The sequence below is a fragment of the Ekhidna sp. genome (assembly GCF_965227465.1).
Lineage (GTDB): Bacteria > Bacteroidota > Bacteroidia > Cytophagales > Cyclobacteriaceae > Ekhidna.
Window position 1 is genome coordinate 2,192,839 of record NZ_OZ245746.1, and the last position, 22,057, is coordinate 2,214,895.

A 22,057-nucleotide genomic window follows, 5' to 3' on the forward strand; every position below is an offset into this window, starting at 1 on the left:
GATATAATAGTTATTCATTCCTAATACTTTCAGTAGGATCGGATATAGCAGCACCGTAGGTTTTATATGCTACCGTGATCAATGCAATCAGGAAGGTAGCCAATCCGCCAAAAGCAAAAACATACCAATGGTCTAGAACTTCAATACGATACGCATAACCACCTAACCAACTCCGTATAAAGTACCATGCCACTGGAATTGCAATGACAAAGGCAATAACAACCAGAAACATAAATTCTTTAGATATTAACCCTATGATTTGTCTGGCAGTCGCTCCTAGCACCTTCCGAATACCAAGCTCTTTCTGACGCTGCTGAGCTGAATAGGCAGCCAAGCCAAAAATGCCAAGGCATGCTAAGAAAATTGAAAGTCCAGAAAATGCGCTGAAAACCTTGGCTTGCTGCTCCTCTTTCTCATACAGGTATTTTAAGCGATCATCCAAGAACTGGTAGGACATAGGAAAGGCTGGAGCTATTTCACTGAACGTTTGATCGATATATAACAAACCTTCTTTCAAATTACTCATGTTCATTTTAACTGCAAGCTTTCTATGAAATCCACCTGTTAAAATAGCGAGGGGTTCAATCTCATCCTTCAATGTGCTGAAATGATAATCTGCCGCTACACCTACTATGGTAACGTTGGAAATGTCCCAACTTGGCATGGTCAATTTCCTTCCTATCACTTCATCTGGCAAAATACCTAGTTCTGATACTGCTCGCTCGTTGATTATTGCGGTACGTTGCTCATCCGATGCGAGCTCATTTGAAAATGCACGTCCGGCAGTAATTTCAATTCCAAATAAATCAAAAAAGTCCGCATCAGTAAACAATGTCCGCATCCTGTTAGATCCTTCAATCCCAGTAATTACAAAACTGGATGCATCGTGAAAGCCACCAGGCTCACCGGAAATCTGCGCTACACCTTTGATATTAGCATTAGCAGTTAAACGATCTTTAAAAAGCTCTCTTTGCGATCTAATTTCAGAATTATTTAATTCGACCAGAACAATAGCCTCTTTATTAAAACCCAAATCTTTTGTATTCAAAAAGGTGTTTTGTGCGTAAATAAGGATGGATGAAACGATCAAAAAAATCGAAATGGCAAACTGAGTCACTACTAGCGCTTTGCGCAATCCGACATTCTTTCCTGAAACGATTTTACTCCCTTTTAGTACCCTTACAGATTTAAATGATGATAATAAGAGTGATGGGTAAACACCCGAACTTAAAAGGACCAAACCAGTCAATGTCAACAAGAATATCAACACATTTTTGTCAAGCCAATTAAGTACAATATCTAATCCAAAAAAGGCATTAAACATTGGATTTATCAATTCACAAATACCAATAGAGAGGATAATCGAAAGCAGAAAAATCGTAAACGATTCACTTAAAAATTGAACGACAAGTCTTGCCCTTGATCCACCAAGTACTTTTCTAACCCCTACTTCTTTGGCTCGCATAAATGACTGAGCGATCGATAAGTTCACATAATTGAAGCAAGCGATGAACAAAATGGCGATTGCCACAGCACCCAGAGTAACTATGTTGCTGAAGCTCCCGTGCTTTGAAAAATCATAGCGTGTCTCATCGTTAAAATATATATCGTGGAGTGGTTCTAATTCCAATCCTATCTTTTGTCCTGCTTGCTTGAAATCATCACCCATGTACTTTTCCATAAATTGGTCAAGCTGATTTTCTACGTTAGCTGCTTGTTGAGGAGTAGGTATCTTGACATAGGTATTAAGGCTATTATTCCACCAGCCTGTAAACCATTCAAATCGTTCAAGTAAGTCTATTGACAAGACAATATCAAAATCAAGGTGTGTGTTCCCGGGTAATTCATCCATTACCCCAAACACTATAAATTCATATTCATTATCTACTTCAATAAATTTTCCGACTGGGTTTTCCTCACCAAAATATTTTATGGCAGCTTCAGATGATAATACAGCAGAATTTGCCGTGGATAGGACAGTCTGCCGATCTCCGATTTTCAGTGGGTATGAAAAAAATTGGAAAAAATTGCGATCTGCAAATAATAGATTGTTCTCAAAAAAACGCTTCTCACCTACAGAAACCAAACCCTCTTCAGGAACAGCTCGAGTTGTTGCTGTGATATCAGATGGATAATCGTTCATTAACGCAGCAGCATATGGCACAGATGTAACCCCAATTTTATATGGAGTTCCATTCATCTCAGAAACTCTAAGTATACGATAAATTTCCTCTCCCTGAGCATGAAATCGGTCTGTATTTACTTCAGTAGAAATATAGAAATACAAGAAGATGGTAGCAACAAGCCCAAGCGTGAACCCGAAGATGCTAATCAAAGTAGTTGACTTGTTTCTATAGAGGTTTCGAAACGTAAGAATCGGATTGAATATAAACATAGGTCCAGCGTTTGAGCTTTTGAATAATTTGAGTGTAGATGGTCGCAGATAGTTCATTACCTGATACCAATATTTTAGTCCTTTAAAATTTGATTTATTCAATGTTGCATAGTACTCATGGAGGTTCCCTTCCAATTCCTCCACCAGCTCTTGTTTACACAACCAGCGAATGAGTCTCAATGAAAGTTTCGGTGGATGAAAATCCTTAGGCATAGCTAAATTTTAAAGCCACCGCCGGTACCTGATTCCACAGGCTAGCTCGCATTTCTTTTACTTCATTGAGTGTTGCTTTTCCTGCTGCTGTTAATTCGTAAATTCTTTTTCTCCTCCCCCCTCTTTCGTTGGTGGCACCCCCCATTTCAGACTTGAGAAAGTCCTTTTGTTCCAGTCTACTCAAAGTAGTATGCAAAGCGCCCATTGAGATAGCGCGATTCACCTGCTTTTTGATTTCATCCTTGATGCGAAGCATGTATGCCTCGTCTTGTAGAATAAGTACTACCAGAAGTAATAGCTCTTCAAATTCTCCCAGATTTGTCCCTTTCATAATGGTAATGGTTAACACAAAAAAATATTAGTTTCTATTTTGCAGATTTATTAACGAGTAAAATAGATTATTTGTTTCTATTTTATCGAAACAAATACAATTGCATATAAAAACAAACATTTAAGCAGCCGTAAAGCTTATCTTCACAACGAATTAATATTCAAATGAGACGTGTTTCATTAAGCCAGATTCGAAAGGAAGTAGTAATCTCAACTGCACGAAGCGGTGGTCCGGGTGGACAGCACGTAAATAAAGTCGAAACGAAAGTAGTTCTTCGATTCAATGTTGAGAAATCAAATATCCTTTCTGAATTGGAAAAAAGCATCATCAAAACCGCCCATGGATCAAAAATGACTAAAGAGGGAGAATTGATTATCACCGCTGACGGCAAACGTTCTCAACTTAAAAACAAAGAGATTGCATTCAAAAAGCTAGATCGCTTATTGGCAAAAGCATTTATCAAAAAGAAAAAACGAAAACCAACTCAGCCAACCAAAGCAGCTAAGCGTAAGCGATTTGATGAAAAAAAGAAACACAGTGAAAAGAAGAAATTACGCCAAAAGCCGATTTAAATCACCTAATTGACATAATAAGCATTTTACTTAGTCAACTTTAGGATTTTTTACCAGCATTATCCAGTGTCCCATCTCGTATAATTGTATTGTATAACAATTAGTTATGGCGACATTAATTTTCTCATTGGCACTAGTAATCATATTTTTTATAACAGAAAAAGTATGGTTTTCTAGAAAAAGTAAACGATTAGGGTGATTATTTGTAGAAATTGTTTTCGGTTCATAAAGACCGGAAACTTTTCTACATTTATTTTTGAATCCTAATGAAAAAACTTCTCACAGCTTTTTTCCTTCTCATATTATTTGCGTCTCACGCACAAAACTTTCTTTCCTGGCAATACACGGATAGGTACTTTTCCTTTTCTGTCGGTACTGGTACTACCAGCTATTTTGGAGAATTAAATTCGAACAATAGCTTTAGTGACAACATCTCTTTAATCAATATTGGAATTGAGGCGCGTCTTCTCAATCGAATCGGGGCAAGAATAGATGCCTCCTACTTCACACTTAGTGGCGATGATAGAACCGCATCTGACAGTTCATTTCAACGTCAACGAAATTTATCGTTTGAGTCTAAAAATTTTCATTCCCAACTTCATCTCATCTATTACCTAAAACCCTATCAAGGTGATTATTATAAGCGTTGGAACTTTGACCCCTATCTATTCAGTGGTGTTGGATACTTGCGGTACACTCCCACCGCCATATTGGGAGGAGAACGATACTCACTTAGAGATGCTCAAACTGAAGGTATTTCATACAAGAAATGGACAACAACCATTCCGGCCGGTATCGGTGGAAAATTTAAAGTCAATGAATTTTTGAATGTCAATCTCGAAGTATCCTATCATTTTACTTTTTCTGATTATTTAGATGATGTTTCAAATACCTATGGCACTGAATTTTCGTCTGTAACAGCCAGGCTCTTGAGTGATAGGAAAGACGAAGTTGGAGTTACTAATCCTGAGTTTTATGATCAAATTCAACCAGGTTCAAGAAGAGGCAATCCCAACGATAACGACAGCTTTTTACAAATAAACCTAAGAGCAGAAATCTTTCTCCCACCAGATCTCTTTACAGGAAAGAACAAAGCAATTATCAAAAAACCATCTGCTTACTAGCTAAAGAATGATTTCACACGATCAATAACATAGCTTTGCTGTTCTTGGCTTAGCCCTGTTCCAGAAGGTAGGCAGATACCTCTTTTATACAGTTGTTCACCAACTCCTCCCCCGATAAATCGATAGGAAGCATAAGCATCATGAAGGTTTAGTGGTTTCCAGAATCGGCGAGATTCAATATTGTTGGCATCCAGAAAACTAATAAGATCTTCGACATCAAATGCCTCATGCTTAACTAATGCGGCAGTCAACCAGCGGTTCGAAAAAGATCCTGATGGCTCAGGGAGAAAAGCAAAATATGATGCTAATTCAGATTCATATCGTTGATAAATTTGTCTTTTTCTTGCAATGAAGGAATACAAATTAGCTAATTGCGCTATTCCAATTCCAGCAAGGACATTACTCATTCGGTAGTTATAGCCAACCTCCTTATGGTCATAGCCAAATTTTCCAGAATTTGCCTGGGTTGCTAGATGGAGGCCTCTTGACTTTTCTTTAATGTTACAAATTAGCGCCCCACCTGCACTTGTTGTTATGATTTTGTTTCCATTGAATGAAACAACTCCATAATCTCCAAAACCACCAGTCATTTGACCGTCGATTTTAGAACCTAAACTTTCAGCAGCGTCCTCAATAAGCTTAATATCATATCTCTTGGCTATGTCAGCCACTTCTTTCATTTTAGCTGGCATGCCATAAATATGAGTTACAATAATTGCCTTAGGCAACTTTTTACATTGACTCAAGTATTTATCTAATAAATGAGGGTCTATATTCCATGTCTCGGATTCGCTATCAATAAAAATGGGTGTGGCACGCTCATATAAAACGACATTTGCACAAGCGGCAAACGTATGAGCACTTACCAGAACATGATCCTCGGACTCCACACCAGCTATTATAAGAGCCAGGTGTAACGCTGAGGTACCGGAGTTTAAAGCAATAACTTCTCGATCAAAATATGCTGATAACCTGGATTCGAATTCATCAATGGATGGGCCCACCGGAGCAATCCACCCCCCATCAAAAACTGATTTTACCTGTAAGAATTCGTCATCACCAACATTTGGTGGAGAAAGATATATGCGTTGGTCATTCATCTTTTGGATGCATAATCGCTAAACTTAATAGTCTCATCATTTTGATAAGTTGTCATATCTCTTTTAAACAATTGGCTAATCGTCATTATAATAATTTTTAAATCCAAAAGAAGAGAAGCATGTTGAGCATAGAAAATATCCAACTCCATCCTTTGAGCCCAGCTAATACTATTTCTTCCATTCACCTGAGCCCATCCGGTAATTCCGGGTCTGACGTTTTGCCTCAAAATTTCCCTTTCATTATAGTGCGATAGATATTCTATTAAAAGTGGTCGAGGACCAATCAACGACATTTCATTCTTTAAAACATTAATTAGTTGAGGTAACTCGTCCAAAGAGCTGGACCTCAAGAACTTACCAAAATTAGTAGTAGACTGCTCATCGTAATCAGTCTGCATGGTTCGAAATTTTAGTAGTCCGAAAACCTGGGATTTTTTCCCGGGTCTATTTTGCACAAAAATGGGAGATTTTTTAAAGTGTAGATAAAGCAATAAGCCAATTATCACCATCAATGGAGAAAGAATTAGAACCAGAATAAAGGACACAATCCAATCGCCTACTGGTTTCGCATACTTTACGTAAAAATTATCTCTGACCATCGCTTAAAAATAGGCATTACCCTATTTATTTGATATTTTTCACTTCCATTTTATGTTGACCAATCAATCAGTTATTCTTAAACCTACAAAAGTCGATTAGCATCTTATGAAAACCTTTCGATTCGTTCTTTCCTTAAGCATCACGCTGGCTTTAGGTATTGCCCTAAACTCTAAGATCGGATCAATTCCTCCACTAGGTAAATTTTTGAGCCCTTTTCATGGATTTTGGCAGAATGCTGAGAATGAAATCATAGATATTGAATCAACATCTTTAGATGAAAAACTTACTGATAGTGTCAACGTCTACTTTGACGATCTCCTAATTCCACATGTCTTCGCCGAAAATGAGAAAGACCTTTTTTTTACACAAGGGTACATTACTGCCTATCATCGATTATGGCAAATGGAGTTTCAGCTTTACTCTGCGGCGGGAAGATTATCGGAAATTTTGGGCCCTAAAATTGGCACTACCGACTTGATTGAAATAGATCGGGGCATGCGCAGAATAGGGCTTATGTATGGAGCGGAAAACTCCGAAGAGCTTTTTAAGACAGAAGAACCTGAAGTGTATGAAATCATTGAAGCGTATACCGCTGGCGTCAATGCTTACATCGAATCCTTAGCCTACAAAGACTACCCCATTGAATACAAGCTCCTGGATTATACTCCTGAAAAATGGACTCCTCTTAAGTGTTTCTTGTTGATTTCAAACATGAACAATATGCTATCCAGAGGAGAGCGAGATTTAGAACATACAAATGCGCTTAAGAAATGGGGTCGCGAAGTTTTTGATGTTTTATATCCTGAGCGTCCGGAATCCATTGATCCTGTTATACCAATAGGAACTGAATTTAATTTTGATCCCATTGTAGTTGAAAAACCGAATGTGACATTTCCACTTGAATTCACAGATCCAATAATATCAAAGCCAAATCCGGATAACGGAAGTAATAGCTTTGTAGTAAACGGAGAAAAAACTGCTAATGGTAAAGTAATTCTCACGAACGAGCCTGACTTAAGTCTTAACCTCCCGAGTATTTGGTATGTCATGCATTTAAACAGTCCAACCATCAATGTAATGGGTGCAACACTTCCGGGAGGCCCGGGTATTACCATTGGTTTCAATGATTCAATTGCCTGGGGAAACACCAATGCCAAACGTGACCTGGTAGACTGGTACTACATTCAGTTTAAAGATGAGAAACGGGATGAGTATCTCTACAATGATAATTGGGTGCCTACCAAGAAGGTGATTGAGGAAATAAAAGTGAAAGGATCTTTTAGCTATTTCGATACGATAGTCTATACTCACCATGGCCCAGTTGTTTATGACAGAAATTTCAACAGCAGGCGAACAGAAACCTTGAATCTTGCGATGAAATGGATAGCTCATGAAGGGAGTAAAGAGATCAAAGCCCTTTATTTAGGAAATAAAGCACAGAATTATGATGAATTTGTAGAAGCTTTTAGCCATTTCAGTGGCCCCCCGCAAAACTATTCATTCGCATCGGTTAGCGGAGACATAGCGCTTTGGGTCAATGGCAAATTCCCTGTAAAGTGGGAAGAACAAGGAAAATTCCTAATGGATGGTAGCAATATCGATCATGAATGGAAAGCCTACATGCCCCAGTCACACAATCTTCATGTAAAGAATCCTCCTCGAAACTTTGTGAGTTCGGCAAATCAACACGCCGCTGACTCGCTATATCCCTATTATCAATATGATTATAGTTTTGAACACTACCGAGGCAGAAGAATCAACGACCGTTTACGGGTGATGGACAATATTGAAGTGAAGGACATGATGAATTTGCAGCATGACAACTTCAACTATAATGCATCAGAAGCTTTACCCATGATGCTGGACAGTTTGGATTCTGCATCTTTCACTGATTTAGAGTGGGAGTATTACAACAAATTGAAAAACTGGGATTACTTCAATGGACCAGAAAGACAAGCACCAACCATTTATGAAGTATGGTGGCGTAAACTTAATACTAAACTTTGGGATGAAATTGACAGTGCGGATATAGCGGTCTATAGACCAAATTGGTACAATACCATTGAAATTTTGAAGAAAAGACCCGATTTTGAAATGGTTGACAACAAGTCTACCGAAGTACGAGAATCCAGCGGAGATTTATACCGACAAACATTTAAAGAAACCATTACCTCACTAGAAGAATACCTTCAGAAAAAAGAGGGAAATTCACTTTTATGGTATACCTATAAAAATACAACGATCAGACATTTATTGAGAATAAATCCCTTTAATAAGGGCAAAATAAAAATCGGAGGGAATCGATCGATTGTTAATGCAGCTTCCAGCAGTCATGGTCCGTCATGGCGAATGGTTGTTGAGTTAGGTGATGGAAAAGTTAACGCTTGGGGTGTTTACCCTGGAAGTCAATCAGGGAATCCTGGGAATCCTTTGTACGGACATATGATTGAGGATTGGGCAAGCGGGAAATATTATAAAATGCTCTTCGAAACAGCTTTATCCCCCAAAAACGAAAAGATCATTCACAGCATAACTTTAAAACCGTAAGATGAAATTAATTATCAGGATCATTGTTATTGGAGCTCTCACCTACTTCGTATCTCCTCTGAGTGTCTGGTGGTCTGCGATGGTTATCGCATTTGTCGTGTGTTACGTTTCACCATCTTCAGGTTTAAATGCCTTTGTTGCTGGTTTTCTTGGAATTGGGCTTGTCTGGATGGGACACGCATGGAATTTAGATGTGCTAAATGAATCATCATTTAGTAATATCGTTGCTGATATCATGCAAGTGAATGAATCTGTATTGCTGGTTTTCGCAACGGGACTTATTGGCGGATTAGCAGGCGGGTTTGCCTCACTCACCGGGACAACCTTCCGCCAACTATTTGTGAAAAATAAAAAAAGAAGCTTGTATAGCTAATTAGCCTTCTTTTACTAAAACGCCTTTGGCAACAAAAGAAATAGCATTTCGCATGGATTCATCGTATTCCTTCCCTCCATCTTCCGCATAATGACGAGCTACATCCTCTTCTAACACTTCTTTGTTAGCTACTCCTTCAACAATAACTTCTCTTCCGCTGATGTCTTTTGGGACGAAAAAACCGTAATCCTTGAAGGTCACGCGAATATTTGCTCCTTGATCATTTTTAAGAACCATCCAGCACCCCTTCATCTGACAAACCTCTTCAATAACACCTCTCACCTTGTAGTTCTCTTCTTCCTCATTTACTTGAGCAAGAAACTCAGCTGTTGAAAGATACTTTTCCGATGTGATAACTTCTCCATGCGTAGAAAACTTTTCTTGTGGAGTGGAACAAGCTACAGTAAGAACAAGCAGTATTAGATATCTCATAATAATTTCTTTTCTGCGAAGATAACTCTCACAAATAAATTTCAATCAATTTTTAATGATGAAATATTTTATTCACTTATAACTGAAAGACAATCAATCAGTTATCCTTTAATAAGTAAAAATAAAAAAAAATCTTTGAGTTATGTGTAAAATAAAATATTTAATCTATATTTGACCCATCATTAAAAAACCTTATGTTATGAAAAGAAAACTATTTACAGCTCTTATAATCGCAGGAGCTTTATCTTTCACCGCGTGTCAAGAAGACGCAGCTATGGACGAACTTGTAGAAGACATTGAACTGAATCAGACATTAGATCCTGATGATGATGATGATGGTGGAATTCCCCCAGGTGGAGGCTAAAAAAGAGTTAAAAGATTTTATTTGCATTTTGGGCTGATCTCTAGCCACTTTCACCGAAAGAAGGTTGACTTCTTTCGGTGATTCTGTTTATTATTGTAATAGATCAGTTATTAGAAATGCGAAAATTTCTACTATTCTTTTTTTTATTAAGCTCACTTATTAGTCTAGCTTCTTATCAGGATGATTTCGATCAGGTTAGGAATTTGATTTCAAGTGATATAGCTAAAGCTAAGGAACTGGCTCTTTCGCTTAGAGAAAGAACAATAAATGACTCCAATGAGGATGCCTTATTTAGGATTAATTATTTATTGGGCTATATCTATAAGGAAGAGGGTGATTTTGGTAAATCAATTATCTATTATTTAGAAGCAATTAGATATGCTGAAAACTCCGGAAAAAAGGAGTATCAGTCAGATTTAGCCTCTCTTTATAATAGATGTGGAATCATTTTTCGCCAGTTCAAATCGTTTGAGCTTGCGGAAGAATATTACGAAAAGTCGACACAACACTCACTCATCACAGGAGATACCACTTCCTTCATTCGAACACAATATAATATTTCAAGCCTACTAAGAGACCAAGGAAAGCATTCCTCTGCTATAGAGAAACTAGAAGAAATTCTGATTCTAACTTCGATTCAAAATAAAAAGTACTTTGAAATTCTCAATCGATTGAGTATGACATACTTTGATTTAGGGGATTATGAACGCTCAAGTTATTATTCCAAAAAGCTGTTAGACGAGTGTGCTGATCATCTCAAACTAATAGGTTACTCAAATCACATACTTGCTAAAGTAGCAATTAAAAAAGGCCATTATATAAAGGCGCAAGAATATCTTGATCATGCCTTAGTGGTTTTAAGCAACAGTAAAGAAACCAAAACAGAAAAGAAGTCGGTGTTTGAAGTCTTAGTTGATTTAGGTTTATCCTCCTATAAATTAGGAGATTTAACTTCAACACTTACTTACTATACGAATGCAGAAAAGCTAATTCCTGAGGTTACTCAGCAAGTTGATTTCTTCCACGTTTACAAAAACATAGCTGACGTACATTTTGAATTAGCTAACTATAATGAGGCAAAAGAATATGAGGACTTATACTCTCGTTCTCTAAATAGCTATCTGAAGCTTCAGGAAGAAATTAAGAATAGCGACAAGCGATTTAACATTGACTTAATAACCAAACGCTACTTCGATGAGGTAGCCAAACAAGAACGCATAGCTTCCATTCTGTTTTACTCTAAATTGATCTCGGGAAGTTTACTTGCACTCCTTCTACTAACTATAGGTTACAACTGGTATCAGAAAATAAGGTTAAGAAGAAGTATTATTGAGGAGTTAACTGAACTGAAAGTAATTTCCTAAACCTTCAATTTCAGCTTTTGCTTGAGAACTTTGAGCATGCCTTCTTGTCGCTCGTGTAATAAAATAAGCTTATTCTTCTGCTCTGCCGTTTCCTCCATCATGTAACTAACCAACTCTTCAAGTTCAAAAACTTCATGAGAATCTGGTTGTTCTAATCTCATTTTCACAAAGAGCTCTCGTATTCTAGCTTGCAAGTTTACATGCGTTGGGGCAATCTCTGCAGACGTGACAATATCATCATTCCACATTGAACCCTCACCTTTAATCAACCACTCAGCGTTAAGCTTATCATACGTCTTGAGAATGTTGAGGATTAAGTCAAAACTAGGTTTGCTTCTACGGCCTTTAATTATATTGAAAATAACCGTAACACTTACATCTAAACTATCTGAGAAAGACGTAGGGTTCATGTCTAGCACCCTTATCAATTTATGGATACGATCATTTATCATGCGATAAATTTAATAAAATACTTTTAAGAGAAAAAAAAGAAGGGCTGCTTGTAGGCAACCCTTCATCATTAAGAACCAGCTATGGAAAATAGATACTCACTATCTATATCTCGAATTTATATGCTTTTAACAATCTAACAAAGGATTATTTACTTTTTTTTATCAATTGATAATACAAAAGCGGTATTTTCGATTAAAATGATATTTCGGTAGACGATTATAATTTTACGACCAATTTTCCAACAGAATCCCGTGATTCCATATACTGATGAGCTTGGGCAAGCTCTGAAAAAGAGAAAACCTTCCCAACAATCGGTTTGAGCTGATGCTCTTTGGTGAAGGAAAACAATTCTTCCCAAATTTCACCAGTTAAATCTTCATTAGCGGTCAAATAGCCTATATGGGAGGCAAAAACACCTTTACTCTCCATAGCCAAATTCATCATATTCACCTTTGGAGCGTCCCTGTATGTTTTAATCCATGATAAAGGATTCCAAATCTTCAAATTCATACTGGCAAATCCGATCACCACCAATCGTCCAAAAAAGCTGAGAAGCTTCATGCTTTTTTTAAACACATCTCCTCCTACTGTTTCAAGAACGCAATTAACTGGTCCGCCATCATTCATTATCTCCTGATAAAAATCATGCGTTCGATAATTAATAGGTTTTCCGCCAAGGCTTTCAATCAGTTTGAGTTTTTCATCTTTGCTTGCTGTTCCATAAACGACACACCCCAACGCGTTACCTATCTGGACAGCTGCCGTACCAACACCTCCTGCAGCCGCTTGAATTAACACACGTTCACCTTTCTCAACCCGGCATAATTTTTTCAGTGCAACCCAGGCCGTCATAAAATTGACTAAATAAGCAGCATTTTCTTCGGGAGTAAATCCTTCAAACGCCGGAAAACACAAATGCTCCGGAGCACAGGTATACTCTGCGTAAGAACCATATTGTTGTCCCACAATGACCTTGTCCCCTACTTTGTAATTATTCACAGACTTCCCTATTTCAACGACTTCACCATAGCATTCCATTCCCATTACGTACGGTTTCTTAGGGGCCCAACTGTATTGACCTTTTCTGGATAGGATTTCGGCATAGTTTATTCCTATCGTTTCGATTTTTACTTTCACTTCCTTGGCATCCGGAGAAGGTTCAGCTACTTCTTCTATTTTTAAAATCCGTGGCTTCCCTGTTTTACGTAATTGATATGCTTTCATTCGTAACTTATCTGACGTTTCATATAATTCATTTGAAAGCTCGCAATTTAATGCTTTAACTTCACGACTAAACGTAATTCAAAATATGAAAGAGACTTACTACAATAAAGAAGACTTAAAAAAATTCGGAGATATTACTGAATGGCAAAAAGAACTGGGAGATAAGTTTTTTGATTATTACGGTAGTGTTTTTAAGGAAGGTGCGTTGACTGCCCGTGAAAAATCATTGATTGCACTTGCGGTTTCCCATGCCGTTCAATGTCCTTATTGCATTGAAGCATATACTTCGGATCTGTTGAAAAAAGGAGTGGATGAAGAGCAAATGATGGAAGCAGTACACGTAACTGCTGCGATCAAAAGTGGCGCTGCATTGGTTCACGGTGTGCAAATGATGAATCATGTGAATGATAAACTAATGTGAGATGCTTAAATCATTAAAGAGGCAAAACCATAAACTCTCATCTCCTGAGGGTCAGATTGAAGTGTTGGACGATGCTGAATCCATCAACATTCCTTCGTTTAAAGATAAACTATCAGATATCGGCTTCTTACCGCTAAAGCCTACAAGCATCGATATCTTTCAGGTAAACGTAGGGAAGATGTGCAATCAGGTATGTGCACATTGTCACGTTGATGCTGGCCCGGATCGTAAGGAAATAATGACGCGTGAAACCATGCAACAATGCCTGGATGCAATCAAAGATACTTCCATCAAAACCGTGGATCTAACGGGTGGAGCTCCGGAAATGAATCCTGACTTCAGGTGGTTCGTTGAGCAACTCACAGCGCAAGGTAAAGAAGTAATTGTGCGCTGTAATCTCACGATTATACTGGCTAATCCCAAGTACAATGATTTGCCGGAGTTTTTCAAAAAGCATAAGGTAAATGTAGTTTCCAGTCTGCCTTACTTTACCGCAAAAAGAACAGATGCACAACGTGGTGATGGTGTATTTGACAAATCAATTAAGGCACTTCAAATGCTAAATGCCGTCGGATATGGAAAAAAAGACTCTGACCTCAAGTTAGATTTAGTATACAATCCTGCAGGTGCTTTTCTTCCTGGAGATCAGGAGACACTTACTTCTCAGTTTAAGCGAAAGCTTAAAGAGTATGATATCGTTTTTAATGATTTATTTGCAATCACAAACCTTCCGGTAAGTAGATTTCTAGAGTATTTGGTGAAGAGTGAGAAGTATGAGGACTATATGAATGAATTAGTAAATGCATTTAATCCGGTAGCCGCAGAGGGTGTTATGTGCAGAAATACACTGAGTGTTAGTTGGGATGGCTATCTATATGATTGTGATTTTAATCAAATGCTAGAATTAAAAGTAAATGCCCCAAGTCATATTAGCCAGTTCGATATCGAAGCTCTTGAAAAACGTGAGATTATTCTCAATCAGCACTGTTATGGATGTACGGCTGGTGCAGGATCCAGCTGTGGGGGTGCTACAACCTAAAAACCTCTTTTATGGATAAGATCAGAATTGGTGGAGTACCCGAACATTTCAACCTGCCTATTCATTTAGCCATTGAAAACGATTGGTTTACCAAAGAAAACATTGAAATCGAATGGACCGATTATCCAGGTGGCTCAGGATTCATGAAAGAAGCCCTGAGAAGTAATCAGCTAGATCTTTGCATCCTTCTTACTGAGGGAATTGTTACTGACATTTTAAAAGGGAATCCTTCTAAAATAGTAAGTGGTTATGTAAAGACGTCATTGACGTGGGGAATACATACCAGAGCAAAGAATCAAAATGGAACAACCTCAATTTTCGATAAAAAAATTGCAATAAGTCGATTTGGATCAGGTTCTCATTTGATGCCTATTGTACATGCTATGATGGAGGAAAAAACCATTGATGAGAATCAATTTGTAGAGGTGAATGACATTGAAGGAGGAATAGAATCACTAAACGAGGGTTCTTCAGAGATTTTCTACTGGGAAAAATTTACTACTAAACCTTACCTAGAAAAACGTCAATTAAAAAAAATTGGAGAGTTCATTTCACCATGGCCATGTTTTATGATTGCCGCGACTGACGAAATGATTAATACAAATCCAGAGTTGATTAATAAAGCGCTTAAAATCATTCACAGGTCAAACCAGGCATTCATGGACCTGGAAAATGCGCCGCAATTGGTTTCTATGAGGTATCATCAAGACCTGAAAGATACTGAGCGATGGTATCATGCGACCGAATGGTCCGAGAATGGATGGGTAAGTAACAAAATGCTAGAAGGGGTTCTGTATTCCCTCAAAGAAGCCGGAATTGTAAGTAAAAATAAAACTACAGCAGACCTTATCTGGGCTCAGAATAAAAAGCAATAAAAAAGTCCCATCTAATTAAATAGATGAGGACTTTATTAGTCACGAGTTGGTAATTCGTGTATATATGTATGAAGAGAATTAGTTTTTAGAATCGATCAGGTAGTTGGTGAAGCTTCTGCCATTGATTTTTGTGTACTTAGCATCAATGTCGTCTCTTACCTCTAATCCGGCTATGTCGAACTCACCGCGCGCCTTCAAGTATTTAATATTCCAGGATTCTTCAAAGACAGCATTCTTAAATGAACCTCCTTCGTCAAATTGCGCATACTTGAATGTTGCATCATCGTCAAATCTTGTATTAGAAAAATCTGCCTTTTCATCAAACTCGGCATACTTAAACGTTGATTTACGCTGAAAAGTAGATCCGGAAAAATCAACTGTTCCATCAAAATCCGAATACTTGAACATCGCATCACGATTGAAATCACACCCTTTAAAAACCACATCTCTATCAAAATCTGCAGTAAACGTGTATCCGGATGGGTCATCATGAATGTAGGCTAATACATCTCCTTCAAATGTGCAATTGATGAATGAGACAGATACATCTATGGATTCTTCAACTGTGTTACTACCGCCATTATTCCACCATTTTGACTTTTTTGGCAGGTCAGGCATCTTTTCCACCATGTAGGTGAAATCGAGATCACCAGATATAGTCACATTTTCATATGATATATTTTTTCCTTCACGGATGTCCTCCATAATTCTTGAAGCTGAAACTGAGTTTTGTGCGAAAGATCGGAGGATGAATAAGCTAAATAGCAAAAGCATTGCTATTCGAATTTTAGTTGATTGTGAAGCAGATATTTCCATGTCAATTATTTTCAGGTGTTTACTTATAGATGCATAGAATTCTAAAAAGTTGCATCGTTACCATATATACCTTCAAATATGGTCATGGTTACAGGAGGATGAGAGATCGGTTGAAAAGAAGCGCTGAGTGGATGCTATTAAAATCCAAAAGGCGAGTGACACTCGCCTTTGGGTTGGTGTGGCCTAAGTAATTTCTTACCAGGTCCAATCTAACCACCTTATGGACTTAGCTTGATAACTAAACCCACTATTAAGTTAAGAAATAATCCTCATCATTCAAAGACATTTTGGAAAAGTATTTACCTATTGGATAAAAATAAAATCCCCATGCACTGATGGGGATTCTGGATTTTGATAATAAGTATGAAGAGGATTATTATTATCAACAGCCTATCAAATAATCACTTCAGCAAATGCACGAAATGCAAAAATTCCAATCAGTATGAGCATTCCTATGCGGATTCTTAATGACGATGATTTTGATAGTTCCATTCGTAATTTCAACAATTATTAGTGTCTTATGTTAACAGATGATTGTTAGCACGGAAAAGTTGCAGGTCAGCTAAAATTGATGAGGCCCCACTCTGGAATAGTGCTTGTACCTGCCGCACAGGTAGCACTGGATAAATGAAAAAGCAGTTGTCCGATCTAAAAGACAAGGACAAGGACAATCAGCAAATCAGGACTGACAAAGTATATTAGAAAAAAGTCCCTGCTCCATTTGGAGTCAGGGACCTCACTCAAACTACTACCACTAATCAATACCGTGTCATTCCCTGAAACTGGTCCAACCTATTTAGAGCGGCTATATCACCAATAAAGGTGGTTCTCAAACCAAAGTTACCAGTCAGGTTTGCTGTTGCATTACCATTTTTACCTAGAGACAAGTTGATATTCACATTACCTAATTCAAAGGTGGATGCGGTAATGGACACATTCATTCTTTTCTTATTTTCTGAAACATCATAATCTATGATCTTTCCTCTTACAGTTATACCTCCCAATCCATTCCATCCTATTCGATTGAAATTGGCGGTTTGAATAATTATTTCATCACCCTCTACTTTGATGAAATTATTATCCTGAATCACGTTAAAGGTTGCATACCTACTTCGTAAAAGATCAGCTTCGAGTGCAAAAGACTTATTTTGAACTAACGCTGTTATTTCATCAAATTTTTCCGCTTGAACTTTTCTTTGCTCAGCTTTTCTTTGCTCTCTAATTTCCTTTTTATCAAGCTTAGATGTTTCCGATTCCTGAGCGTTCACACTCAGAAAAAACATTGTCATTATTACAATTCCTAAATACTTCATTTTCCCTCCTTTTTTAGTCATCCACTTATACCCTTTGCAATCTGAATGCCAGTATTTCTTAAAAAATGTTAATTATAACGCTTTTAATCGATCTGATGAAAATTCTGAATTATCTCCCTTTTGTAGCTAACTTATGAACAGTAACGGCTATCTGAGTGGGACCTTACGCTAACAATCGATTGGACAAGCTATTCCTGAAGTTTCCTGAACCTTTAGAAAAAAGGTACATGATCAACAGGATGGATCAGGACATCTATGGATTCAAACTAATGTTCGGCTCACTTCTGTTGATTAATCCCTTTCTCATATTCCTTGACATTGCTCGGTTCGATGATCCTTACAGTTCCATTGGAGTCAGGTTTTCACTAGAAGTGATTCTGATTTTTATTTTCATTGCAAGTCACCGGATTAAGGGCGGTCAAATCGTGAGGTACCAATCGCTGTTCTTTTTCTCAACCCTAATAGTCTATAGCTTTCTGCTCGCCATGGACTATTTACTAAAAGATGAATTTTACTACCTATTCATCCCCAATGTGACCACAATCACAATTATACTCAATGCCTCTTTCATCGGCCTTCGATTTCGGCACTCAACACTTACCAATCTGCTTATTCTAATTATTTATAGCATTTATTCCTTATTTCTAACCTCGCAGGAAGTTCACAGCAGTCAGATTGTTTACTTATCCATATTTTACATTATCGCGACTATTCTGAGTTACTTATTTGAACGAAACAATCGAGAGCTCTTTCTTAATAATCAAATCATCGAGGAAAAAACGGGCATTATCCAAGAGAAAAATGAAGTCTTAAAGCAAGAAAATGAACTTAAAGACTCGCTAATGTCCATACTTACTCATGATGTCAAAGGTCCACTTACTACCTTAGAATCTTTGCTTAAGCTAAGGGAGAAGCATTTAATAAGTGAAAAAGATATTTTAAATCACTTTGATAAGGTCAGCCACTCTGTAAACACAATTAGAAAATTTACCGAGCGAACCATATTATGGATTAAAAGTCAAATGGATGGCTTTAAAGTAAAAAAGCAATCCGTCAAAATATATCCATTAGTTGAAGCTATCATAGACCTAATTAATGACCAGGCAGCAAAAAAGAATATTAAGTTTGATAACAAAGTTGAAAAGGGATTTATCCTTGAGACAGATCCGGAAATACTTGAAATAGTAATCCGTAACCTTTTAATGAATGCTGTGAAATTCAGTGAGGAGTTTTCAAATGTCATTATAGAAGTCTCGAAGACCTTCAATGAGCTTCGATTGCATGTCAAAGACTATGGAGTGGGAATAAGTGACTCAAAAAAAGCATCCATTTTCTCCTTGGATGAGCTAGTTACCAAAGGGACAAAAAAAGAGAGAGGGACCGGACTGGGACTTTCCCTTTGTTACAATTTGATGAAAAAACTCGACGGTCGGCTAACCTTTACCTCTAAAGAAGGAGAAGGATCTACATTCACCATCATCTTTCCAATCGATGGCAAGTGATCATCTCTCACAAATACCTTTGAAATCACAGAACGCACATTTTCGCAAATCTTCGGTTTGATTAAATGGTTCTTCCTTATTAAAAATTTCTTCCAACAATTCTTTCATCTTTTGTTCAAATTGAGGTAAGAATGCACGAGAATCTGCAATTGGGTTTCCGTTTGTCTTTAACCGGTAATCAAAATCAGATTGAAAGAATTGCTTGATATTTATTAGTCCGGGAACAATGGCGTTTTCCAGCCCATGCTTCGAAGCATATATCCACGCATAAAAAAACGTTTGGTACCCTGCCTTTCTACCTGCCTGGAACTTATAAAAAACATCTGGGTTGAAGATATTTTCAAAATTTCCGATCTCTGTTTCATCACGTCCGGTCTTGTAGTCTAAAACCCGTACCGTCTCTCCTTTCCTATCCACCCGGTCGATATCTGCTCCGAGTTTTACCTTGATGGGTCTATCATTTGTAGTAATTTCTACTAATCGTTCATACTTGTCCTCGGCTTCCAGGCTGATAATTTCAAAAGGCACATACTTCTTATCCATCTCGATGACCTGCTTCACAAATTTTCGGATAATCTCGGCCATCACAACATTGCGGTCTTTAAATTCAAACCGTTTTTTTCCCTTCAGCCCAAATTCCTCCTTAAATGCCTTTTCCATTGCACCGTCAACAGAACTTTCCATTCTAAAAAAGTCATTGGTATCTATAATTCTTGATCCCTTTTCTTTCATGGTATCCAGGTAGAGATATTCCAATGTTTTGTGTAAGACGTTTCCGAAATGCCTTGCATCCAGATCATCACTCATCTCATCCCCCGAAAAAAGCCTAAGCACATACCTGAAGTAAAATTTTAGGCGACAATCAAGATAGATGTTCAGTGCTGATGCTGACAACCTGCGTTGATCCATTTCAGGAACCGTATCTGTGTATATGGCTAGTTTATCCAATACCTCTTGAGTCGTTTCAATGGCTATCGGCTTAATTTCAGCAACTTGAATGGCATTACTGAGTTTCTTTCTCACAATCTTGAAATCTGGGTTTATCCTTGGTATTTCGAGCTCAATTTGACGGATAAACCGGCTAACCTCTCCACTCAGTCCAAAGTCAGCAAACATGTTGTAGTAGAAAAATAGCTTTTCAGAATGGTGAAAGAGTCGATAAAACAAATAAGCAAAGATTGCATCTTGTGTTTCAAACGTAGGTAACCCAAAAGCTCTTCTAATCCGATAGGGTATAAAAGATCCTGCTCGTTGAGAGGCTGGAAAAATATCCTCATTCATATTCAGCATGAGCACATGCTTGAAGTCCAGGTTACGTGTTTCCAAAACACCCATCACCTGGAGTCCTTCGACCGGTTCTCCGGTAAAAGGAATCTTAACTGATCGGGTAGCTTTCCTAAATAAGCCTTTGAACGTTTTGATATCAATGATTGCAGTCTGCTCGTCCAGTATTTCACCTAATCGCGACAATAGCTGCTGAAAATGGTAGAGGTACTCTCGTTCTAGGCCAAAACGCTCAACTACCTGCTCACCTAAAGAGAGAATTATGTCCTGTAGGTACTTGGCCAGACTATCCTGCTCACCTATTTGCCTGAAAATAGTATTAAGTAAGGTTGACTGTATAGTTTGAATTTCTTGCTGAAAAACCCGGATCTGATTTTTCTTTTTAATCTCACTTATAAGTTTATCCAGTGGATTTTTATCTTCTTTATATAGATACGGGTGACTCAAAATATCTATTACCGGCTTATGATAAAAAGAGAGTCCATTTTCCGGGGAAAGACTCGCGTGTTCCTGCAACTCGATAGCCGCCTCCAATAACCCAAACAGTGGTGTATCCTTAAGCGGATACCCCATGGTTACATTGAGTTTATCTACTCGCTCTGGTATCGCATTCAGAATAGGAAAAAGCATATAATCCTGAGGGAGGACTATTACAATTTCCTCCTTTTTTGCACCAGTTTCCATGAGTCGTTCAATCTCCTCTCCGATCAATTTGGCCTGACCTACTTCCAGTGAAACACCAGTCACAGCTACCTGTCTTGGCTGGGTAATTTTTTGAGGAATTGGGTCCGGGAAGCTTGTTCCAAAAATCGGGTCTTTCGCATATCTACGCAAAAAATCTCCGGCTTCCTGATTTACATCTTCAAGGTAATAAGCATCTATATCCCAGAGGATTTCTGCATTGAACTCCGTTACAAAATGTTTGATGAGTACTTCTTCTGCTGGTGTTAAAGCATTGAAACCAGCGAAAATCAAAGGTTTACTTTCATCACGCTGGATAAGGGTTGGATTCTCGGTAAGTTCCCGATAAACATGGGAAGTGTATGCTATCTCCTTTTCTTTAATTCGTTTTTTGAAAGTGTCATAGACAGGCATCAGGATCTTCCATGTCTCAACAAATTGCTCCTGTGTTTTTGTTGCAGTGGGTAGAAACTCCTGCCAGAATTTTTTTATGATTTTCTCCTGTTCTTCATCTAGAAAATAAAAATCTTCAGCCAATTGACGATCATCTTTCACATAGGTGAATAGTTGCTGAGGATTAACCAAATAGTGATCTACTTCCTCGAAATCACGGAGGAGCATTTCGCCCCAGAAGTAGAAAGACTCAAATCCCTCTGTTTGCCCCTGATGAGCTTTGAAAGATTCAAACAACTCAAAAATCAAGGTGAGCGGATCTGCCTTCTTAGTGGTTGAAAAGGTGAAAAGAAAATCCTCTAAACTAAGTGTCGCTGGTGACCAAACAGGCTTGTCTATTATCTGAGATAAATGCTTTTTTAGGAAAAGTCCGGCTCTTCGGTTGGGAAATATAACGGTACAATCACCGAAATCACTAAGATGGTTTTTAATCAAATAATCGGCAACATGCTCAAGAAATGTAATTCGCTTCTCCACTAACTAAAAAGACCTACTAATTAATTTGAAAGCGTAATATTCCAAATTTCCAGTGGAATTTATGTATAGGCAGATAGTTTAGTTATCCACATTTACGGAAGACA

At 37.9% G+C, this 22,057-nt stretch carries 20 protein-coding genes; 10 read left to right on the plus strand and 10 right to left on the minus strand.

The features are described 5' to 3' along the window. Window positions 1–10: 10 nt before the first annotated feature. Both ACO05G_RS09695 and ACO05G_RS09700 read right to left on the minus strand, forming a co-directional pair. Window positions 11–2,608 (minus strand): ABC transporter permease, encoded by a 2,598-nt coding sequence (locus ACO05G_RS09695; RefSeq protein ID WP_421762612.1) that lies wholly within the window; start codon window positions 2,606–2,608, stop codon window positions 11–13. Next, window positions 2,601–2,939 carry a PadR family transcriptional regulator gene (locus ACO05G_RS09700; protein ID WP_421762613.1) on the minus strand — a complete coding sequence of 113 codons (339 nt, stop codon included), beginning with the start codon at window positions 2,937–2,939 and terminating at the stop codon, window positions 2,601–2,603. Before ACO05G_RS09700 ends, ACO05G_RS09695 begins: the two co-directional genes overlap by 8 nt. 164 nt (window positions 2,940–3,103) lie before the next feature. Between ACO05G_RS09700 and arfB the strand changes: the two genes are divergently transcribed. Then, entirely contained in the window at window positions 3,104–3,511 is a 408-nt protein-coding gene (gene arfB / locus ACO05G_RS09705; protein WP_421762614.1) for an alternative ribosome rescue aminoacyl-tRNA hydrolase ArfB, read from the plus strand. A 266-nt stretch (window positions 3,512–3,777) separates the two neighbouring features. After that, the gene (locus ACO05G_RS09710; RefSeq protein WP_421762615.1) at window positions 3,778–4,635 is read left to right on the plus strand and encodes a DUF6089 family protein; all 858 of its coding nucleotides are present in this window, start codon (window positions 3,778–3,780) and stop codon (window positions 4,633–4,635) included. Here the strand turns inward: ACO05G_RS09710 and ACO05G_RS09715 are convergent. Together ACO05G_RS09715 and ACO05G_RS09720 are read right to left on the minus strand one after the other, a co-directional pair. Further along, complete coding sequence (locus ACO05G_RS09715) at window positions 4,632–5,735, minus strand: aminotransferase class I/II-fold pyridoxal phosphate-dependent enzyme (protein WP_421762616.1); 1,104 nt, start codon at window positions 5,733–5,735, stop codon at window positions 4,632–4,634. The two genes, ACO05G_RS09710 and ACO05G_RS09715, sit on opposite strands and share 4 nt — an antisense overlap. Next, window positions 5,732–6,334: a sugar transferase gene (locus tag ACO05G_RS09720; RefSeq protein ID WP_421762617.1), complete on the minus strand. Its 603-nt coding sequence runs from the start codon at window positions 6,332–6,334 to the stop codon at window positions 5,732–5,734. Before ACO05G_RS09720 ends, ACO05G_RS09715 begins: the two co-directional genes overlap by 4 nt. 106 nt (window positions 6,335–6,440) lie before the next feature. Here ACO05G_RS09720 and ACO05G_RS09725 point away from each other — a divergent pair, with 106 nt between their 5' ends. Both ACO05G_RS09725 and ACO05G_RS09730 read left to right on the plus strand, forming a co-directional pair. Continuing rightward, a complete protein-coding gene (locus ACO05G_RS09725) occupies window positions 6,441–8,882 on the plus strand; it encodes a penicillin acylase family protein (protein WP_421762618.1) in 2,442 nt (813 codons plus the stop codon). Between the two features lies 1 nt (window position 8,883). Continuing rightward, entirely contained in the window at window positions 8,884–9,255 is a 372-nt protein-coding gene (locus ACO05G_RS09730; protein ID WP_421762619.1) for a hypothetical protein, read from the plus strand. Here the strand turns inward: ACO05G_RS09730 and ACO05G_RS09735 are convergent, their stop codons facing one another. Next, the gene (locus ACO05G_RS09735; protein WP_421762620.1) at window positions 9,256–9,687 is read right to left on the minus strand and encodes a DUF4920 domain-containing protein; all 432 of its coding nucleotides are present in this window, start codon (window positions 9,685–9,687) and stop codon (window positions 9,256–9,258) included. It abuts the gene before it with no gap. A 199-nt stretch (window positions 9,688–9,886) separates the two neighbouring features. On the opposite strand from ACO05G_RS09735, the gene ACO05G_RS09740 reads away from it, so the two are divergent. Further along, window positions 9,887–10,051: a hypothetical protein gene (locus tag ACO05G_RS09740; RefSeq protein WP_421762621.1), complete on the plus strand. Its 165-nt coding sequence runs from the start codon at window positions 9,887–9,889 to the stop codon at window positions 10,049–10,051. A gap of 116 nt (window positions 10,052–10,167) precedes the next feature. Beyond that, the gene (locus ACO05G_RS09745; protein ID WP_421762622.1) at window positions 10,168–11,415 is read left to right on the plus strand and encodes a tetratricopeptide repeat protein; all 1,248 of its coding nucleotides are present in this window, start codon (window positions 10,168–10,170) and stop codon (window positions 11,413–11,415) included. Here the strand turns inward: ACO05G_RS09745 and ACO05G_RS09750 are convergent. Continuing rightward, a complete protein-coding gene (locus tag ACO05G_RS09750) occupies window positions 11,412–11,867 on the minus strand; it encodes a hypothetical protein (RefSeq protein WP_348284594.1) in 456 nt (151 codons plus the stop codon). The genes ACO05G_RS09745 and ACO05G_RS09750 overlap by 4 nt on opposite strands. A 217-nt stretch (window positions 11,868–12,084) precedes the next feature. Beyond that, entirely contained in the window at window positions 12,085–13,092 is a 1,008-nt protein-coding gene (locus ACO05G_RS09755) for a quinone oxidoreductase family protein (RefSeq protein ID WP_421762623.1), read from the minus strand. 85 nt (window positions 13,093–13,177) lie between these two features. Between ACO05G_RS09755 and ACO05G_RS09760 the strand changes: the two genes are divergently transcribed. From ACO05G_RS09760 to ACO05G_RS09770, 3 genes are read left to right on the plus strand one after another with little or no spacing between them, the layout of a single operon-like run. Next, on the plus strand, window positions 13,178–13,513 hold the full coding sequence (locus ACO05G_RS09760) for an arsenosugar biosynthesis-associated peroxidase-like protein (protein WP_348284596.1): 336 nt from the start codon (window positions 13,178–13,180) through the stop codon (window positions 13,511–13,513). A 1-nt stretch (window position 13,514) separates the two neighbouring features. Then, on the plus strand, window positions 13,515–14,552 hold the full coding sequence (arsS, locus tag ACO05G_RS09765) for an arsenosugar biosynthesis radical SAM (seleno)protein ArsS (protein ID WP_348284597.1): 1,038 nt from the start codon (window positions 13,515–13,517) through the stop codon (window positions 14,550–14,552). Between the two features lie 11 nt (window positions 14,553–14,563). After that, window positions 14,564–15,427: an ABC transporter substrate-binding protein gene (locus ACO05G_RS09770; protein WP_421762624.1), complete on the plus strand. Its 864-nt coding sequence runs from the start codon at window positions 14,564–14,566 to the stop codon at window positions 15,425–15,427. Between the two features lie 78 nt (window positions 15,428–15,505). On the opposite strand, the gene ACO05G_RS09775 is transcribed toward ACO05G_RS09770, so the two are convergent. Further along, window positions 15,506–16,243 (minus strand): pentapeptide repeat-containing protein, encoded by a 738-nt coding sequence (locus ACO05G_RS09775; RefSeq protein WP_348284599.1) that lies wholly within the window; start codon window positions 16,241–16,243, stop codon window positions 15,506–15,508. A gap of 758 nt (window positions 16,244–17,001) precedes the next feature. Next, window positions 17,002–17,556, minus strand: coding sequence for a DUF4251 domain-containing protein (locus tag ACO05G_RS09780; RefSeq protein WP_421762625.1), 555 nt, complete (start codon window positions 17,554–17,556; stop codon window positions 17,002–17,004). A gap of 179 nt (window positions 17,557–17,735) precedes the next feature. On the opposite strand from ACO05G_RS09780, the gene ACO05G_RS09785 reads away from it, so the two are divergent. After that, window positions 17,736–19,058: a sensor histidine kinase gene (locus ACO05G_RS09785; RefSeq protein WP_421762626.1), complete on the plus strand. Its 1,323-nt coding sequence runs from the start codon at window positions 17,736–17,738 to the stop codon at window positions 19,056–19,058. On the opposite strand, the gene ACO05G_RS09790 is transcribed toward ACO05G_RS09785, so the two are convergent. After that, complete coding sequence (locus ACO05G_RS09790) at window positions 19,059–21,953, minus strand: PD-(D/E)XK nuclease family protein (RefSeq protein ID WP_421762627.1); 2,895 nt, start codon at window positions 21,951–21,953, stop codon at window positions 19,059–19,061. Window positions 21,954–22,057: the final 104 nt, after the last annotated feature.